This window comes from Maribacter luteocoastalis, from assembly GCF_048890225.1.
Classification (GTDB): domain Bacteria; phylum Bacteroidota; class Bacteroidia; order Flavobacteriales; family Flavobacteriaceae; genus Maribacter; species Maribacter luteocoastalis.
Window position 1 is genome coordinate 174,511 of sequence record NZ_JBMFZG010000002.1, and the last position, 19,759, is coordinate 194,269.

Genomic DNA, 19,759 nt, shown 5'->3' on the forward strand with positions numbered 1-19,759 from the left:
CTTTGTTACAAAACACAATTAGAGGATGATAGATTTAAAAAATAAGGTGGCCTATATAACAGGAGGAACTAAAGGAATTGGTTTAGGCGTGGCCAAGGCATTATTGGCAGAAGGAATGAGAGTGGCTATAAGCGGACGTTCCAAAGAGAGTGTTAGCACTGCTATAGATGAATTGAAAAATGACAATGTTTTGGGAATAGTTTCTGATGTGGCCCTATTAAGGGATGAGTTAAATGCAATAGAAAAAATTGTGGATAAATGGGGGCAATTAGACGTTGTATTGGCAAATGCAGGTGTTGGGAAATTTGTTCCTGTAGATGAAATGACCGATAGTGATTGGCACCAGATGATCAACACTAATTTAAATGGCGCTTTCCATTCTTTAAAGGCATCCGTAGAGGAGCTTAAGAAAACGAAAGGGTATTATATTACGTTGGCTAGTTTGGCAGGAACAAATTTTTTTGCAGGTGGTGCTGGCTATAATGCCTCAAAGTTTGGAGTCGTAGGATTTACCCAGGCGGCTATGTTGGATTTACGAAAATACGATATTAAGGTTTCCACCATTATGCCTGGGTCCGTTTCTACCCATTTTAATAATAATGAACCAGATGATAGTGATGCATGGAAAATACAACCCCAAGATATCGGAGAACTTGTTTTGGGTTTACTAAAAATGCATCCTAGGACTTTACCCAGTAAAATAGAGGTACGGCCATCAAGACCTGATAAGAAATAGATTAAACTACCTTTTCAACAAAGGGTTTATTTTTATCAAATATTTCTTGGATAAGGATAAATAATGATTTTTCAAAATCTAGAAGAACATGGTCATCTATTAGATGTTCTTTTATTGCACGCGGGGATGCCTTTTTAGCGAAAAGGAGGGTCCCTTCCTTGAGGTTTTTTAAACTGATTATTCCGGCTGTAATACTTTTTTCTGGATAGTTCTTGCTATACATATAAGAATAGCATAAAAGCTGAAAGGCTTTGCTGTACTTATAATCTTCAATGAGTTTATCCCATTCTTTAATTTCTACATTGGTTTTGTCTACCCGTCCTGATTTGTAATCTAGTATTCTTGTTTCGCCATTAAACTCATCAATTCTATCTAATTTGCCTTTAAGGGTGATTTTTGAGGCAATACCAGGCACACGTAAATCAATTGAAAGCTTTTTTTCTAAAGCAATCAACTTAATAGTATGTTGTTTTAATTCTTTTATTTCAAAATCTATAAACTGTTCAACGTATTTGGCAATTACATGAAAGGAAATGTAGTTTTTACCTGTTGAAATATTTCCATCTAAATAGGTTTTCTTAAAGTTTTTCTCGACTATTGTTTGAATGTTCGATTTTGACTCATGCAAAGTTACGCCGTTAAGAAAAGTGCCAACAAAGGGCGTGTAGATTTCTTCCAAAGTATCATGGACGATGGTCCCAAAAGTGTTAGCGGCAATAGTTTCTTCTACAGCTGTTACATCTTCAATTCCCAAAATATCTTGTTTGTAAAAATCTATTGGATTTCTAATGTAGTTAGATAGTGAGCTTGGTGAAAATCCCTTTATTCCTTTGTTCACAATAGAATCCAACAGACTTTTGGTCTTTAGAACTTGGGCATTTTCCTTGTAGTTGTTCTTTATTTTAGGAGTCGCTATTATTTGTGTAATATCAGTTCGGTTTTCATCCGTTAAAAGTTGTGTAATAAGTCTGCTCTTTTCACCACCTTCTAAAGTATCAGGTTCTGTGTTATAAAGTAAATACACATTCTTTGCTCTTTGTAAAAGCCTATAAAAGTGATAGGTGTAAACGGCATCTTTCTCCTTGTACGTAGGTAATCCGTAGGCTATTTTTAAATCAAAAGGAATAAAAGAGTTATTGGACTTGCCAGAAGGCAGTATGCCTTCATTTACTGATGTTAAAATTACCGTTTCAAAATCTAAAACCCTGCTTTCCAACATTCCCATAACTTGTAATCCTTCAATGGGGTCTCCTTGAAAATCTAAAGTCTCTACGGACAAGAGTTGTCTATAGAGGTTTTTAAATGCTTTAATACTAGTTATATAGCCATATTTAGAAATAAGTTCTGTAATTTGATTAAAGAGATTATGAAATTTAAATAGTTGCTCAAGAGCTGTTTTGTTTTTGGAACCTTTAAATAGGTTTTTTAAACTTTTTACGAGGTGATTACATTTGTCAAAAAGTGTATTTGGCGAGTTGTCATAATTATCGAATATAATATAAAGCAGATTGGCGTCATCTTCATCTTTGTTTTGTAGATTCTCATAGGTTATATACGTCCAGTTTCTAGTTTTAATTTTTGAAATCAAAGCAGAAATTGGGTTGCCATTATTTTCTATAAGTTGTGAGGCATAAGGGTTAGTTAAGAAGCTTATGACATCGCTATAGAACCAACCTTTAGTAGTTCGGGAGTCATATAGGTCAATAAAGGCATTGAAAAACGAAGCTATAGATGTATGCGATAGAGAGAGACCCATAGTTATGTTAATAGGGGATACTTGTTCTGGTATTGCATTCATTAATGGATTTAACAAGCTTTCATCGCCAAGTACTATTGCAGTTTGGGTATTACTGCAAGATTTTATTTGAAGTTCTTTAAGTATGTTACCTACAAGTTTAACTTGGGCGGTATTTTTTGGAACTCCTATTACATTGATATTTTTGGAATCAAGATAACCATCATTTAAACCTTTAAGAGTTTTTTTTTGTAGACTGGGCCATGTTGTATGGTGATTTCTAATGAACAGACCGGCGTCGTGTAGTTGGTCATTTAGAAAGTAAGGGTCAATATCCCAATATATATCTGATGAAGTTTGGTCCAATATTGCTTGTATTATTAAACTCTCTGACTTGTTGAGGGCATTAAATCCAAGAAAAATATGCTCACTGGAATTGGAAAGTAGATAAGTATCTATGTTTTCTGCGGCCTTTCTGTATACTAAACCTTGGTGACCTATGCCTTCATTCAACAATTGTGAATTAAATGTATTGTAAATTTCTCCTAGATGTTCCCAGAAATTTAAGTAGTTCTCCATTAGCCCAGTTTTTTCTGATTTTAAGGACCAATGATTAATATTTTGTATATCCGAAAGGTTTGAAAAAAGTGATTTGACATCTAAAAGGTACCGGTCTATTTCATTTATATCTTGCAATAAGGTATTTGCCCAGTTTAAAAATGATTCAAACGATTCTTTTTCCTTAGGTCCAGAATATAGGTATGCTTTATAAAGCTCAAAAATCTGTTGTGTGTTATTGGCGTAGGATATGCCTGCCAAATGCTCTATAAATTCCTCTATACTGTATATACTTGGAGAAAGAATGGTTCTGCCAACTTGTGCAGTTATTATTTTTTTTAAATAAGTACCTGCGCGTTTGCTTGGTAGAACAAAGATTAAGTTTTCTATATCTTTTCCCTTTTTATAGATGTCTTTAATTACTTGTTCTAGAAAGTTCTGCATTATGTAAAAATAAAAAAGCTCCGCGTTATGCGGAGCTTTTATTTATTAAAACACTTATATGGGTTTTATATACTTACTTATTTTACTAAGTTAATTTCAACCCTTCTATTTTGTCTTCTACCAGCGCTAGTATTGTTAGTAGCAATTGGTTTCTCTTCACCGTAGCCTATTGCAGACAATCTGAACTCATCAATACCTTTTTCTACTAAGAACTCTTTAACAGAAAGTGCTCTTTTTTCAGAAAGGCCTTGGTTAAGTTTTGCACTACCTACACTATCAGTATGACCTTCAACTGTAAATTTAGCAGTTGGATACTCTTTTAAAATAGTGATGATGTCAACCATTACAGAAGTAGACTCAGCTTTGATAGAAGCTTTACCAGTATCAAATAAGATAGTTCTAGCATAGTCGTTCAATTGCTTTTGAACTTCTTCAGTTACTTCAGGACAACCTGCGTTAGCAACAGTACCAGCAACATCTGGACACTGATCGTCTTTATCTAAAACGCTGTCACCATCTGAATCTGGCCATGGACATCCTTTGTTCTCAGCTGGACCAGCTTCGCTAGGACATGCATCATCTTTATCAACAACACCGTCACCATCAGCATCAGGACAACCAGCTAAAGCAGCTAAACCAGCTTCATTAGGACAAGCATCATCTTTATCGGCAACACCGTCACCATCAGCATCTGGACAACCGTTCATTTCCTTAGAACCAGCTTCGTTAGGGCAGCTATCTTTGCTATCTTCAATACCGTCACCGTCAGCATCTGGACATCCGTTGAATGCTTCTAGACCAGCAACTTCTGGACAAGCATCATCTTTGTCATATATACCGTCACCGTCAGTATCAGTACCACCAAATTTAACTGAGATACCAGCTAAGTGTTGGAAATGTTTAACACCATAATCTTCGAAAGCATGCTTGTAAGAAGATTGTACAGTAAGACCTAGGTTTTCAGTAAACCAAAAGTTAATTCCTAAACCTCCATTTACAGTACCAGCACCAATCTCGTCTACCCAAGTATAACCACCACCAATCTCAATAAATGGATCGATAACTGTTTGCTTCTTGATTAAATCGTATTTTATAGTACCATCTATAGCATAGTGAGATAAATCATCAACGCTAACGTCACCTAATTTGCTGATTTTGTTTATGGAACCTCTTGCTCCTATAGAAAATCCATCACCAATTGATTTAGATACTCCTACATATGAGATTGAAGGTAAAATATTCCAATGATCGTTTAGATTGAAGAATTCATTACCAAAAGAACTTACATCCCCAGTTGGATATACGTCGATGGCATTAACCCCGAACTGTACTTGCCAAGGATTATTCTCGTCTTGCGCTTGTATGCTGTTGATTCCTACAAAAAGTAAGGAAACAACCAATAATTTGCTAAGATGTTTCATGTTCAAATTTTTAAGTTTAAGTGTTTATTAGCTGCAAATGTAAGTTGTTAAATATTATTAACAAAATCAATGCTCTATTTTTTTTAACCCATTTGATAGAACAAATAACGCATTTAAACGATTTTGAGTTCTTTGCCAACCTCGGTAAATGCATTGATTGCCAAGTCTAAATGCTCTTTGGTATGTGCTGCTGATAGTTGCACCCGTATTCTAGCTTTGCCTTTTGGAACTACGGGGTAAAAGAATCCTATTACATATATTCCTTTTTTAAGGAGCATTTCTGACATTTTTTGGGAGATTTTAGCATCATATAACATTACAGGTACAATTGCAGAGTCACCCTCAATTATATCAAAGCCTGCGGCTTTCAAGCCTTTTTTGAAGTACAGGGTATTCTCTTCCAATTTATCCCTTAAAGAGGTATCCCTTTCTAACATTTCGAATACCTTGATAGATGCTCCTACAATAGCTGGAGCCAAGGAGTTGGAAAACAAATAGGGCCTAGAACGCTGGCGAAGTAGCTCTATAATCTCCTTTTTACCAGTAGTATAACCTCCCATAGCCCCACCTAGAGCTTTACCCAATGTTCCAGTTATAATGTCTATTCTGCCCATTACATTTTTTGCTTCTAGGGTGCCTTTACCGGTTGGACCAATAAAACCAGTGGCATGGCATTCATCAATCATTACCATGGCACCATATGCTTCTGCCAAATCACAAATTTTATCCAAGGGTGCTAAAAGACCATCCATGGAGAATACTCCATCGGTTACAATTAACTTAAACCTAGCACCGTCTTGATCTGCCTTAATAAGTTGCTTTTCTAAATCTACCATATCGCTATTGGTATATCTGTAGCGCATGGCCTTACAAAGCCGTACACCATCTATAATGGAGGCATGGTTTAAGGAATCAGAAATAATGGCATCTTCTGCCGAAAGCAATGGTTCAAAAACACCCCCATTTGCGTCAAATGCCGCTGCATATAATATAGTATCCTCAGTATCATAAAACGCTGCAATTTTTCTTTCTAGATTTTTATGGATGTCCTGAGTACCGCAAATGAACCTAACAGAAGACATTCCATATCCATGGGTATCCATGGTATCTTTGGCAGCCTGAATTACCTCTGGATGCGAAGAAAGCCCTAAGTAATTATTGGCGCAGAAATTAATTACCTCTTCACCGGTATTTAACTTTATTACTGCATCTTGCGGGGAAGTAATGATTCGTTCCTTTTTAAAAAGGCCTTCTTCCTTTATATGATCTAGTTCCTTTTGCAGATGTTCTTTTATTTTTCCGTACATGTTATTTTAAATAAATTCTGTAACAACCGTATTGTTAATATATACTATAATTTTATTTTCAACCTTATAACCCATAGTTTCGTAGCATTGTGCGTAATTATTTAGTTGATGATGATACTTACTGTTTTTATCACCCGTTTTATAATCTATGATATGAACTTTACCTTCTCTAATTACCACTCTATCTGGGCGAAGTGTGCCACCGTTTGAAAGTAAAATTTCCTTTTCATTATAAACGGTATTATCCTGGTCAAAATACTTTTTAATTTCTGGATGGGCAATGACCATTTGCACCTTGTTTCTTGCCAAATCTACCTCATTGATATCTATGATTCCTTTATGAATACTTTTAGTTAGGGCTTTTTCAATATCTGTATCATTTTCTATGTATCCTAAAATATAATGGATTTTATTTCCTTCATCCAGTGCGGTTTCTTGGTCTGTATCCCATAGCATACCAGTTTTGGTGATAATGTTGAAACTTTCCCTGTCCCGGTTGGTATAGATATAGGGTATGTCAAAATGTTCATCATGATTTTCTAGCATTGGCTCGTTCCTTTCTAAATTGCCAAAAGTATAATTAACCTCGTCTGGGGTCCAAATACCCAAGTCACTTAAAAAATGAACAAACAATCCCGAAAAATAATCGGTATTCATTGTGCCGTCCCTTTTTATGTCCAGAGGACAAATAATATAGAGTGAATCCACTGCCCTGGTAAGTACGACATATAGTAAGTTAAAGGCATCTAACTGGAGCTTATTTTGCTCCCATTGAAAAATTTGTGTTTCATTAGTTCCATATTCCTGTACTTCTTTCTTTTTTGAGATTAATAACTCCTCAAAACCTTCATAAGATTCTGGCTTAACAGGAACCCAAAGTTTAGGGTCTATTTCCTCATAAATATTGGTATTTGCATAGGGGAAGATTACCACAGGGAATTCAAGACCTTTGGATTTATGGATGGTCATGATTTGTACGGCAGCGTTGGTTTCTGGCATACTCACACTTAATTTCTCACCTTTTTTGTCCCAGAAATCTAAAAAACTTTGAAGGTCTGCCCCATGTTTTTGCTCCACCTCAAACACAGCATCCATAAACGCAAATAGATGGGCGTCTGAGGAAGGTGCCAGATCAAAGGTTTTAATGGCATATTCCATGCTATCAAATAAAGAAAGCTGTTTAAACGTATAACTATCAAATTTATAAACTGACGCCAATAGTATTTCTAGTTGATTTACATTTTTTTGAATAAAAGCATGTTGATCTATTTTATCATTGGCCAATAGGTTTAATAGTTCATAAGCTAAACCAGTCTCAGTTGGTTGTAGTGTAAACTTTGCCAAATACACTAAAAACTGCACTTTATAACTACTACTAAGAAGCAACGATTCTGAAGATATTATGGGAATGTCTTCTTTTAGAAGAAAATCTGCGATTAGTGTAGCATGTTTCTTTTTACGTAAAATAATACAGATATCTCCATAACCAAAGCCCTTTGATAGCGATTCTTTTATGGCCTGTAGGGTTTGATTGGCGTAATTTTCATCCAATGCCTCTTCTAAGAAAGAGAGTTTAACAAAACCTCCTGGCTTATTGTTGGTTTCTTGTTGGTTGCCTTTTTTGAAAAAGTCTTTGTAACTCTCATCTTCCAGAAAAAAGCTTATGCTATTAAAAAAACGATTATTAAAGGTTATGATTTCATCTTTGCTTCTGTAATTTTTTGGTAGTACTTGGGTGTTTCCTTTAATAGAAAAAGGGTTTGCGTTACCTGTTGCCAAGTCCAGGAATTGTTCTGCCTTGCCACCACGCCATCTATAAATGGCTTGTTTGGCATCGCCAACTAAAAATAGCGATCCAGAATTACCCTGGTCATCTTGTCCTTCCAAGGCATTACCTATTAGAGGAACAAGGTTGTTCCATTGCATTTCTGATGTGTCCTGAAATTCGTCTATGAAATAATGGCGGTATTTTTCTCCTAATCGTTCATAGATAAATGGTGCGGGTTGGTTTTTTATTTCTTCTGAAATAATGGTGTTAAATTCGGAAATGGAGAGTTGGTCCTTTTCTTTCTGAATTTTTTTTAATTCCTTGTCTATAGTGCTTAATAGAGTAAGGGGCACAAAATTTTTATAGATATTAACCAGTAAGCTTCTATTATAAATAAGTTCTTTTATACTAAGGTAAAATTGTAAAAGATTTGTTGGTATCTCGGGATTTGGTAGAGTCACGCTTGCCTTAACAATTTTGCCATCTTTTAGATTTGCTTCTAACTGGTTATTATATAAATTTATAGGTTCAAATTGTCCTTCCTTAATTTTGGTAAAGTGATTGGGTAAAGTACCTCTTGGGAAATCACTTATATCTAGACCAGTAGTAGAAATATAGTCAAGCGTATCATTCGCAATTGCTATAATATGTTTTTCCCTATCTGCAATTTTTAACCTTAATTTTACCTGTAGGTTTTGAAAATCAGGGAGCTCTTTATTAGATAGTTTTTTAAGGTGAACAACATTATTTTCATCAAATAATAATTTCCCAATTTTCTGCAGATCATAGCCAATATCCCAACTTCCGTTGTTGTCAATTTTTTCAAATGCAAAATTCATCAAAATGTTGGTAAGTATTTTATCTTCACCTGCTTTCGAAATTACATTGGCCACTGCTTCTTCCAACAGTAGTTCGGTGTCAAGGATCACCTCAAAGTTTTGCGGAATTTTTAAATCATTTGCAAAGGTTCGTATTAACCTATGGGTAAACTTATCTATTGTAGAAATATCAAAAAAGGCATAATTGTGTAGAATTTCCTTAAGACGGACTTTGCTTGTTTTTTGTAATGATTCTACTGAGAGGTCCATATCCCTCATCAAGTCTAAAAATAGTGGAGGAGCATTGCTGACGTGGTTTACCTTGCTGAACTCAAACAAACTTTCTAAAATTCTGTTTTTCATTTCGTTTACTGCTTTATTGGTAAACGTGATTGCCAGAATTCTTTTAAAGCTATTCGGGGAGGAGAGCACAATTTTTAAATATGCTTTTGAGAGCGCATAGGTCTTTCCGGACCCAGCTGAGGCATTATAAATTTTAAAAGTACTGTCTTGCACCTATTTTTACTTGCAAAGTAAGGATTTAACAACAGTTCTTAACAAATAATTGGGCATATATAAATGTTAAAATCCTTAAATTTGAAACACATTAATTATTAATCTAAAAACAATAAAATTATGGCTTTTGAATTACCAAAATTGCCTTATGCATATGATGCTTTGGAACCGCACATAGATGCTAGGACAATGGAAATACATCATACAAAACATCACAATGGGTATACAACGAATTTAAACAACGCTATAAAAGGCACAGATTTAGAGGGGAAATCTATTGAGGACATTTTAACTGGTCTAGACATGAACAATATGGCCGTTAGAAATAATGGTGGTGGTTTTTACAATCATTCTTTATTTTGGAACATATTATCACCAAAAGGCGGGGGGGCACCTGCTGGGGAACTTGGGAGTGCAATAGATAAAGCATTCGGTTCTTATGAAGGTTTTAAAGACAAGTTCACTACTGCAGCTGCAACTAGGTTTGGATCCGGTTGGGCTTGGTTATGTGTACATAAAGGTGGTGATGTGGAAATTTGTTCTACTCCAAACCAAGATAATCCTATAATGCCAGGAGTAGGCTGCGGAGGTTTTCCTATTTTGGGACTTGATGTTTGGGAACATGCCTATTATCTTAATTATCAAAATAGAAGGCCAGATTATATAAATGCCTTTTTTAATCTGATAAATTGGGACGAAGCAAGTAAATTATATTCAGTAAATAAGCAATAATTTGCAGGAATAAACTTGTTAATCTGTACAAATAGAGCCACTTAAGATGAAAATCTTGAAGTGGTTTTTTTATGTTTTATAAATAGAAAAGGGCGGAGAAGCCTCCACCCTTTTCGTCCCAAATCTTACCATAAACTTAACCTACTTATGCTATGGCAAGACTAAATTACTGGTATTGTGGGAAATAAAAAAAGAAATGTTAAAAAAAATCATTTCTTTTTTATTCGTATATATGTATTTGTTTCAAGGGGGTAATAAAAGTAATTTACTACTAGTCAATGTCATAAAATAAAAAAGGCAGAGCAATGCTCTACCTTTTTTCCCCAAATCTTACCATGAACTTAACCTACTTATGCTATGGTCCTCCAAAGATATATGTAACTATGGTAAGGATAAAAGCTTTTGGATAAAAGTCCAAAACCTTAGTTGAAATACAAATTGTGATTTATTGTCTGACAATGTTTTTATGACGTTATCAAAATATGGGATTTTTAAAAATAAAAAAGGCAGAGCATTGCTCTACCTTTTTTCCCCAAATCTTACCATGAACTTAACCTACTTATGCTATGGTCCTACAAATATATATTGAAGGCAGTATTTTTAGAAAAGTACTTGTTGAACTTCTTTTAATTAAGATGAACGGTTGTTTTGATCAATAATTAATACGAATACACTTTGTTTTAAATAAAAAAGGTGGAGAGTTCTCCACCTTTTTTGCCCCAAATCTTACCATGAACTTAACCTACTTATGCTATGGTAACCCTAAAATAGATTAGACCCCCATAAATCAATCACTTCACCGATGAAATGCTTGTTTCGCCGATGAAATGCATAGAATTATGTATTTTGTTAATGAATTTGATTAATACGCTCGTTGGTTCTTTCCTTCATAAAAATTAATAAAGGCCCTGTTTACAACCCTGTTACCTCCGGGAGTAGGATAGTTCCCTGTAAAGTACCAATCTCCAAGATTTTTTGGACAAGCTTCATGCAAGCTGGATATACTTTGGTATATGATCTGCACCTCAGCTTTTATATCATTGGGACTTAACAATTCGCCGATTTTAGCTGATATCTGATTTGCGGTGAAAGGAGCGTAAAACTCTTTAACATAGTTTATAACATCTTTATCCTTCGATTTAACTTGATTGATACATTTAGCATAAATTTGATCTACAAAATCCATTGAGCCATTGTCTTTATGTAGCTCTAATGCCGCCCTAAACGCTATAAAATCCTCTAATTTTGCCATATCTATTCCGTAACAGTCTGGATATCGTATTTGTGGCGCAGAGGAAACAACTATAATTTTTTTCGGTGAAAGTCGGTCTAAGATTTTAAGGATACTTTTCTTTAATGTGGTACCCCTAACAATACTATCGTCTATAATAACAAGATTATCCCCAATTTTTACTGAACCATAGGATATATCATAGACGTGGGCTACTAGATCATCCCTGCTGTCATCCTGTGTAATAAAAGTTCTTAGTTTGGCATCTTTTATAGCAACTTTTTCTATTCTTGGCCTAACTTCCAAGATTTCATGTAATTCTTCCCTAGTAATGTTAGAGCCAATGGACAAAATTTGTTCTTCCTTCTTTTTATTTAAATAATTTTGGGCCTCCTTAACCATTCCAAAGAATGAGGTTTCTGCTGTATTTGGTATGTAGGAGAACACAGTATTCTTAATATCACTGTCAATGGCCTTCAGAATTTGGGGAAAAACCAATTTCCCTAACTCCTTTCTTTCTTGATAAATTTCCTTATCACTACCTCTAGAAAAATATATTCGTTCAAACGAACAGGCTTTTCTTTCCGTTGGTTCTAAAATTTCTTTGATAGAAGTAGAACCACTTTTCTTTATAATAATAGCATGCCCTGGGTCTAGTTCCTCTACACTTTCATAAGGTACGTTGAAAACGGTTTGTATGGCCGGTCTTTCAGATGCTACTACTACTACCTCATCATCTTTATAATAATAGGCAGGACGGATACCCGCTGGGTCTCGAAGTACAAAAGCATCACCGTGGCCTAAAAGTCCGGCCATGGCGTAACCACCATCAAAATTTTTAGCAGCGCGCCTTAATATTTTGGAGACTTTTAATCGTTCGGCAATAATTGGAGAGGCCTCTTGTTTGGTATATCCCTCTTTTTTAATTTGCTTGTACAATTTAGCAACGGCATCATCTAAAAAATGACCAATTTTTTCCATAACGGTCACCGTATCTGCCATTTCTTTAGGGTGTTGTCCTATTTGTACCAAGTTGTCAAATAGTTCATGAACATTGGTCATGTTAAAGTTGCCCGCAACAATAAGGTTACGGTGCATCCAGTTATTTTGCCTTAAAAAAGGATGTACGTTTTCTATACTATTCTTTCCAAAAGTGCCATAACGTACGTGACCTAACAACAGTTCCCCGATATAAGGAATGTTCTTTTTTTGCAGGGCAACGTCGTTCTCATATTCTGGATGCTCCTTAAGTTCCGTATTAATTCGGTCATTTATTTGCGCAAAAATATCTTGAATAGGTTGTTGCTGACAAGAGCGTACCCTGCTCATATAACGTTGACCAGCTTCTACATCTAACTTTATACTCGCAAAACCGGCACCATCTTGGCCCCTGTTATGCTGTTTTTCCATCATTAGGTACATTTTATTTACGCCATAAAATGCAGACCCATATTTTTCCTTGTAATATTCAAGGGGCTTAAGCAATCTAATAACTGAGATGCCACACTCGTGCTTAATAGCGTCACTCATTATTTCTTGGTATTAAAAAAACCCCTTTTATGGGGCGTGGGGTTACTGTAATTCAATATCAAACTGTGTCAATGCCTTAAATTGATGCAATCTTTGGTTTACCTCTTGTCGTTCTAAGTCTAACAGGCGTTCTGTTCCAAACTTTTCTACGCAAAATGATGCAAGGTTGGAACCATGTATTATTGCATTTTTAAGGTTTTCAAAAGTGACATCCACTGTTGATGCCAAATAACCTGAAAACCCTCCAGCAAAAGTATCGCCCGCACCAGTTGGGTCAAAAACTTCTTCTAGCGGAAGTGCAGGGGCAAAAAACACTTGTTCTTTATAAAAAAGCAAGGCACCATGCTCACCCTTTTTTATGACCACATACTTTGGTCCCATCTCACTTATTTTTTGCGCGGCCTTCACCAGGGAATATTCACCTGTTAATTGTCTTGCTTCCTCATCATTTAAAGCGAGTACATCAATATGCTTAATTACTTCCAATAATTCCTGGAGTGAATTGTCCATCCAAAAGTTCATCGTATCCAATATGATGAGCTTTGGTCGTTTTTCCATCTGATTAATTACACTCATTTGTATGCCAGGGTGTAGATTGCCCAGCATAACAACATCTGCATCTTTATATCCAACAGGAACCACAGGACTAAAATCGGCCAATACATTTAATTCTGTAACTAGGGTATCCCTAACATTTAAATCATTGTGATATTTTCCTTTCCAGAAGAAAGTTTTACCTCCTGGGACGATTTCCAATGAGCTAATGTCTAAATCCCTATTTGAAAAAAGGTCTAGATATTCTTGTGGAAAATCATCTCCAACTACAGAAACAATAGCGGCATCAACATCAAACTGGGAAGCGGCCAAACCAATAAAAGTTGCGGCACCACCGAGTATTTTATCTGTTTTGCCAAAAGGAGTTTCTATAGCATCAAAAGCAACCGTACCCACAATCAAAAGCTTACCCATAAAGCACATCAAAAATGAAGTTGCAAATATAAGCTTTTGAAGAACGAATTGGAATTTAGAAATAAGAATACTGTTTTCTTTTGAGCTTTTTATTCTCTAAAAAAAGAATTCAAAAAATATAATATTTGCCAATTGGGTAAATAAGGGCTTGGCTCTTTTTGATTTTCCTTAATTTTTTTAATTCTGCTTTTAGATTTTTATTTTTTGTTGGACTCTTTAAGCCCTTTGTTAAAACTTCTTCTGCTTTTGTCCATAGTTGTTTGATAATTTCTATACTAGAATTTACATTAAAATGAGAGGTATTGGAATTAATCTCTTTTTGTACAACTTTTGTTAGTTTGTAAGCTTCATTAATATAGACTTCAGACAATTGTATCCTAACAATAGTATATTCTGGTTCTAGCACAAGAGCTCTTTTATAATATTTGGCAGATTCAATAGATTCTTTTTTTTGGGCGAATACATTGCCTAATTCAAAATATAAATAAGCAGAGGAAGGCTTTATTTTTATTGCTTCTTTTAAAGTAATTATTCTTTTATCTAGCGCTAATTGTATTTGATAAATTTTATCCCTAAACATAATTATATCTAAGTTTAAGGGGTCTATAGTTAATGCGAATTCTATAATCCTCAAACTTTCGTTAAATTCCCCATTTTTATAATATGCTTCAATAAGGGTTTTAAAAAAAGCTAGGTAACTATCATTATCCAGAAAACCTAAACCATTTTTCAATAATTGATTGCCAATAAGTATAATTTCAGGGTGATGATTGGTGGATAACGCATACTGTTGAAAAGCGCTATACAGATATTTAATGTATTTACCTTGACTATGTTGATAGGCTTTGGAAAATGCGCTTGCGCTCTTTAATGGATTATTTGAGAGTTCTGTATGTGCTATTGCTTTAAGCGAATCTATTTTTTTTAGATCGAAAGTATAAATAGGCAAAGAATCCTTTTTAATGTATAGTTCTTGTTCTTTATTAAATCGTTCCCAACCCATAACAAAAGCTTGTTCCCTCTGTTTGTAAAGTTCCGGTCTTGATTTGTTGGCGTCTAATTCAATATTTCTTAGTGTAGTTTTGCAAAAGGCTAAATTAAAGCCTAGCCGGTTTAAATTATAACCAGTATAATTATCTGAGGACAGCTCCATTTTAATACTATTTAAGGAATCATTTTCGATGTGATTATTTATCAGATGGCCAATAGCATGGAACAATTCAAATAATCTTGAATTGCTATTTTTAAGCTGGGATAGTGAATCTTTTAAATGGGTAGGGATAATAATTTTTTTTAAATCTGGCTTTCCACCCAAAGCCATAATTTGCTTTACTTGGTCAGAACTTGAAAATTCAAAGTAATCTAGAATATCAAATTCATTTACCATGGTGTTTAATTCAATCTTCTTTTTTATTGGGAGATAACTAAACGCTTGATCATCGTTCAGCTTGTATAAATATAGGCTGAACAAACTTCATTTTCTTGACTATATGCATTAATTGCACCGTAAAAAAACACCAAAATGACTGTGCCTAAAATGTGAACAATGGGAAATTTGCTTACTATTGGTTGGTTACACTGCATTAGGTCAATGTAAGAAAAATAACATTACTTTCTCCCAAAATCAGCTGGGATTTCCCCCCATGCCTTGGTTTCCCATTTTACAATAGGGGTTTGGTATTGATTTTTATTTAGCCAGTCTACAGCGCGTTTTATCAAACTGAACAAGGCTCTATTTTGTGGCGTTTCTGGCAGTTTGGTGTTGCAGGTTTTTTTACGCACCCAACTCATTGCGGTACGGGAATCGGTATAAATAATACGGTCGCTATTTCTTTTCTTCAAAAAAGCCAAACCATGAACAATTGCCAAGAATTCACCTATGTTGTTGGTGCCCTGCTGAAATGGGCCTTGTTTAAATAATATTTTTCCTGTTTTGGTATCTACGCCTTGGTATTCCATTATTCCTGGATTTCCACTAGAGGCGGCATCAACCGCGATAGAATGGTAATTGGGTTGTCCTATTTTTAATAATTCTATAGGGGATAGTATAGTTTCATCTTTTTTCTTCCCCTTAAAATCATTGTAGCTGCCGTTATATGCTTTTTTCGCTTGGTCAAATGTAGCAAAGGATTTATATTCTGCACCTTTATAACCTGTTATGGCAGCTTTACAGTCTTGCCAAGTATCGTATATGCCGGGTCGTTTGCCTTTCCAAACTACATAAAACTTAGATTTTTTAGCCATTACTATCCTTTAAGGAGTTGTTCAATCACCTTTGGGAAATGCTCATATTCTAATTGATGTACTTTTTCAGCTATACTTTCTGGAGAATCTTCTTTTGTGACAATTGTTTTAGCCTGATGTATTATTGCCCCTTCGTCATAGTTTGAATTCACGTAGTGTATCGTAATCCCTGTTTCTATTTCATGATTATCCTTAACAGCTTGGTGTACACGCATACCATACATTCCTTTACCTCCATATTTTGGTAATAAGGCGGGGTGTATGTTAATGATACTATTTGGAAATGCATTGATAAGATTCTCAGGAATTTTCCATAAAAATCCGGCAAGCACTATAAGGTCTGGCTTTAGTGCCTTAACCATTTCCAGAACACAGTCGCTATTTATGAAGGCGTGTTTATTAAAAAATAAAGCACTTATATTTAATCTATTACACCTGTCAATTACTTTGGCATCCCTTTTGTTAGTAAATACAGCGGTGACCGTTATATGGGTCTCATCATTAAAATAGTTTACAATGTTCTCAACATTAGAGCCAGAACCAGATGCAAAAAGTACAATTCGTTTGGTATTCACAACAAATAGATTTTAAGTTAGATTAGCCATATACTTCCCAAAGAAACAAGGCAAAAGAAAGTAGAAATTTAGGATTGGACAAAGGTTTACAAAAAAAAGAAGAAATAAAACCTGCGGTTCCCACTAGTTAATTTTTTGAATAAAAAAATAGAAGTGTTTATTTAATTTTCTTAAATTACATTACATTTTACCGACAATTAGTGTTATTAAACTAAAGTTTTTTATTTTTGCCAACAATTTAAATTTTAAAACCAATATTATTATGTCAGACATTGCATCAAGAGTTAAGGCTATCATCGTTGATAAATTAGGAGTTGATGAAAACGAAGTGGTTACAGAAGCTAGCTTTACCAACGATTTAGGGGCAGATTCATTGGATACTGTAGAATTGATTATGGAATTCGAAAAAGAATTTGATATTCAAATCCCTGATGATCAAGCTGAGAACATCGCAACAGTTGGCCAGGCCATTAGCTATATAGAAGAAGCAAAGTAATTTGATGATTTCTTAAATAGATTTCAAATTATCCATGTGGTAAATGTTCCGCATGGATAATTTTTTTTAATTTACAATCGGTTTATATTTAAACTAAAAAAAAGTTCAATGCAATTAAAGCGAGTTGTGGTTACAGGATTGGGTGCACTCACACCAATCGGTAATAATATTGAGGAGTATTGGGACGGTCTTGTAAATGGTAAAAGTGGCTCTGCCCCAATTACCTATTATGATACCGAAAAATTCAAGGTAAAATTCGCCTGTGAACTAAAAAACTACAAAACAGAAGATTATTTTGATAGAAAGGAAGGTCGTAAACTAGATAGGTTTGCGCAATATGCCCTTATATCTTCTGATGAGGCTATTTTGGATTCCAAATTAGATCTTGATAAAGTAGATAAATTTAGGGTAGGTGTTATTTGGGGAGCTGGTATAGGAGGTCTAGAGACTTTCCAAAACGAGGTAATGAATTTTGCCCAAGGTGACGGAACGCCACGTTTTAACCCCTTCTTTATTCCTAAAATGATTGCGGATATAGCTCCAGGCAATATCTCAATAAAACATGGGTTTATGGGTCCTAATTACACTACGGTGTCCGCTTGTGCCTCTTCTGCAAATGCTATGATAGATGCCTTAAACTATATTCGTTTAGGACATTGTGATGTTATAGTTACAGGAGGTAGCGAGGCTGCGGTTACCATTGCGGGTATGGGAGGTTTTGGCGCTATGCACGCACTATCCACTAGAAATGAGAGTCCTGAAACTGCATCAAGGCCTTTCGATGCAACAAGGGATGGATTTGTTTTGGGTGAAGGTGCTGGAGCCTTGATTCTTGAAGAGTATGAGCACGCAAAGGCGAGAGGGGCAAAAATTTATGCTGAGGTTGCCGGAGGCGGACTTTCTAGCGATGCTTATCACATGACCGCACCTCATCCAGATGGTATTGGTGTTGTAAAAGTTATGGAAAATTGTTTAAGGGACGCAGGCATATCCATAGATGAGGTAGATGCTATTAATACACATGGCACCTCAACACCATTAGGGGATGTGGCCGAATTAAAAGCAATTTCCGAAGTATTTGGTGAGCATGCAAAGGATATTAATATCAATTCGACAAAATCTATGACCGGACACTTGTTAGGGGCTGCAGGGGCAATTGAGGCAATCGCTTCAATCTTGGCAATGGAACATGGTATTGTCCCGCCTACCATAAATCATACAACGGTAGATGAAAATATTGACCCAAGTTTAAACCTTACCCTTAATAAAGCCCAGAAAAGGGATGTTAAGGTTGCTATGAGTAATACTTTTGGTTTTGGGGGGCATAATGCTTGCGTAGTCTTTAAAAAAATAGACTAATATATATGACCTTTCCTAGAAATATATTCAATTCCCATCCTAAAGAGGATGGGGATTTTTTTTTAGGAATTAAAAATATTATTGGTTTTAAACCTAAAGAACTCGGGTACTATAAAAAGGCTTTTCTTCATCGGTCTATGAATAGAAAGGATGAGAATGGCCATCCTATGAATTATGAAAGATTGGAATTTTTGGGTGATTCTATGTTGGGGACCATCATTTCCAAACATCTATATAAAGAAGTTCCCGAAGGTGATGAGGGCTATTTGACAAAAATGAGATCTAAAATTGTGAGCCGTGAACATTTAAATGAACTTGGTAAGGATTTGGGTCTTATTAGATATGTTGAAAGTAGAATTCCTAAGTCGCACTTTGGCCAAAATATTCATGGGAATGTGTTTGAGGCATTGGTTGGGGCAATTTATTTGGATCGAGGCTATGAATATTGTGAGAAATTTATAAGGAAAAGGGTAATAGAACCCTATGTAGACATAGAGCAGTTAGAAGGGCGTGTCATAAGTTATAAAAGTTTAGTGATAGAATGGTGTCAAAAACATAAAAAAACCTTCAATTTTAATGTATATGAAGATACAGGTAATGATACACTAAAGCATTTTGCGGTGAAGTTATCCATTGCGGGTAGTGTGGTTGCAAAGGCTCGCGCTACATCAAAGAAAAAAGCAGAGGAAAGAGCCTCCAAACGCGCCTTTTTTGCCTTACAGGATAAAATGAAGTAATAGGAATAAGTGTTATAATATAATGCTAACGTTTTCATCACCTTTTCAACAACTTAAAGATATCTTGTTTTTAGGCTTTATTATTGAATAGTCCTATATTTACCGTTTTTCTGATTATGGCGGCAGTCTACAAAATAAATGATGATTTTTACGATGATTCTTTTCTTTTAATAGCTTTGCATAGTGTTTTGGAAGATTACTCCATCGCTTATAGGTTAAATAGTATACTAAAGTCGAATTTCAAAAGAACAAAAAAAGATTTTGATTTAGGAGCCTATAAATCATTTGCCTGTTATGAATGGCAAGATGAGTATAATGATCGGTATTGGTTGCTAATGGGAAACCAAAGTCTAAAACAAGAATTGATTAATAACAACAATCTGTTTCAAAATGAAACAACTTACAGTACGCCAAGACTTATTCCTGAATTAAAGGATGTAGACTATTTTTTAAAAATCCAAATGGATGATAGTGTTGTAAGTGAAGATATAACAAAAACTATACTTGGTATGCCAAAAGTGATGGCGGCCTACGAAGTAGATGCCAATAAACTAAAATCTAAAAACAATTTAATTTTTTAACA

The 19,759-nt window shown here is 35.0% G+C and carries 15 protein-coding genes; 6 read left to right on the forward strand and 9 right to left on the reverse strand.

Annotation, left to right across the window (positions count from 1 at the left end; translation table 11 throughout):
* Window positions 1-25: 25 nt before the first annotated feature.
* Window positions 26-736: an SDR family oxidoreductase gene (locus ACOCEA_RS05325; RefSeq protein WP_420755174.1), complete on the forward strand. Its 711-nt coding sequence runs from the start codon at window positions 26-28 to the stop codon at window positions 734-736.
* A gap of 1 nt (window position 737) precedes the next feature.
* On the opposite strand, the gene ACOCEA_RS05330 is transcribed toward ACOCEA_RS05325, so the two are convergent.
* The 4 genes from ACOCEA_RS05330 to ACOCEA_RS05345 form a co-directional block, all read right to left on the reverse strand.
* Complete coding sequence (locus ACOCEA_RS05330) at window positions 738-3,473, reverse strand: PD-(D/E)XK nuclease family protein (protein WP_420755175.1); 2,736 nt, start codon at window positions 3,471-3,473, stop codon at window positions 738-740.
* Between the two features lie 77 nt (window positions 3,474-3,550).
* The gene (locus ACOCEA_RS05335; protein ID WP_420755176.1) at window positions 3,551-4,894 is read right to left on the reverse strand and encodes an OmpA family protein; all 1,344 of its coding nucleotides are present in this window, start codon (window positions 4,892-4,894) and stop codon (window positions 3,551-3,553) included.
* 113 nt (window positions 4,895-5,007) lie between these two features.
* Complete coding sequence (kbl, locus tag ACOCEA_RS05340) at window positions 5,008-6,201, reverse strand: glycine C-acetyltransferase (protein WP_420755177.1); 1,194 nt, start codon at window positions 6,199-6,201, stop codon at window positions 5,008-5,010.
* Between the two features lie 6 nt (window positions 6,202-6,207).
* Window positions 6,208-9,303, reverse strand: a complete 3,096-nt coding sequence (locus ACOCEA_RS05345) for a UvrD-helicase domain-containing protein (RefSeq protein ID WP_420755178.1) — start codon at window positions 9,301-9,303, stop codon at window positions 6,208-6,210.
* Window positions 9,304-9,423: 120 nt separating this feature from the next.
* Here ACOCEA_RS05345 and ACOCEA_RS05350 point away from each other — a divergent pair, with 120 nt between their 5' ends.
* Entirely contained in the window at window positions 9,424-10,035 is a 612-nt protein-coding gene (locus ACOCEA_RS05350; protein WP_420755179.1) for a superoxide dismutase, read from the forward strand.
* Window positions 10,036-10,897: 862 nt separating this feature from the next.
* Here the strand turns inward: ACOCEA_RS05350 and ACOCEA_RS05355 are convergent.
* The 5 genes from ACOCEA_RS05355 to purN all read right to left on the reverse strand — a co-directional run bounded on the left by ACOCEA_RS05355 (window position 10,898) and on the right by purN (window position 16,584).
* Complete coding sequence (locus tag ACOCEA_RS05355) at window positions 10,898-12,796, reverse strand: amidophosphoribosyltransferase (RefSeq protein ID WP_420755180.1); 1,899 nt, start codon at window positions 12,794-12,796, stop codon at window positions 10,898-10,900.
* 42 nt (window positions 12,797-12,838) lie between these two features.
* Window positions 12,839-13,765, reverse strand: a complete 927-nt coding sequence (locus ACOCEA_RS05360) for a PfkB family carbohydrate kinase (protein ID WP_420755181.1) — start codon at window positions 13,763-13,765, stop codon at window positions 12,839-12,841.
* Between the two features lie 109 nt (window positions 13,766-13,874).
* Window positions 13,875-15,236, reverse strand: a complete 1,362-nt coding sequence (locus ACOCEA_RS05365; RefSeq protein ID WP_420755182.1) for a tetratricopeptide repeat protein — start codon at window positions 15,234-15,236, stop codon at window positions 13,875-13,877.
* Between the two features lie 137 nt (window positions 15,237-15,373).
* Window positions 15,374-16,009 (reverse strand): ribonuclease H1 domain-containing protein, encoded by a 636-nt coding sequence (locus ACOCEA_RS05370; RefSeq protein ID WP_420755183.1) that lies wholly within the window; start codon window positions 16,007-16,009, stop codon window positions 15,374-15,376.
* A gap of 2 nt (window positions 16,010-16,011) precedes the next feature.
* Window positions 16,012-16,584 carry a phosphoribosylglycinamide formyltransferase gene (gene purN, locus ACOCEA_RS05375; protein ID WP_420755184.1) on the reverse strand — a complete coding sequence of 191 codons (573 nt, stop codon included), beginning with the start codon at window positions 16,582-16,584 and terminating at the stop codon, window positions 16,012-16,014.
* Window positions 16,585-16,846: 262 nt separating this feature from the next.
* Here purN and ACOCEA_RS05380 point away from each other — a divergent pair, with 262 nt between their 5' ends.
* From ACOCEA_RS05380 to ACOCEA_RS05395, 4 genes are all read left to right on the forward strand, one after another.
* The gene (locus ACOCEA_RS05380; RefSeq protein WP_008269813.1) at window positions 16,847-17,080 is read left to right on the forward strand and encodes an acyl carrier protein; all 234 of its coding nucleotides are present in this window, start codon (window positions 16,847-16,849) and stop codon (window positions 17,078-17,080) included.
* Window positions 17,081-17,188: 108 nt separating this feature from the next.
* A complete protein-coding gene (gene fabF / locus ACOCEA_RS05385; protein WP_420755185.1) occupies window positions 17,189-18,439 on the forward strand; it encodes a beta-ketoacyl-ACP synthase II in 1,251 nt (416 codons plus the stop codon).
* Window positions 18,440-18,444: 5 nt separating this feature from the next.
* Window positions 18,445-19,176: a ribonuclease III gene (rnc, locus tag ACOCEA_RS05390; RefSeq protein ID WP_420755186.1), complete on the forward strand. Its 732-nt coding sequence runs from the start codon at window positions 18,445-18,447 to the stop codon at window positions 19,174-19,176.
* Between the two features lie 116 nt (window positions 19,177-19,292).
* Window positions 19,293-19,757: an IPExxxVDY family protein gene (locus ACOCEA_RS05395; RefSeq protein ID WP_420755187.1), complete on the forward strand. Its 465-nt coding sequence runs from the start codon at window positions 19,293-19,295 to the stop codon at window positions 19,755-19,757.
* The last annotated feature ends 2 nt before the right edge of the window (window positions 19,758-19,759 follow it).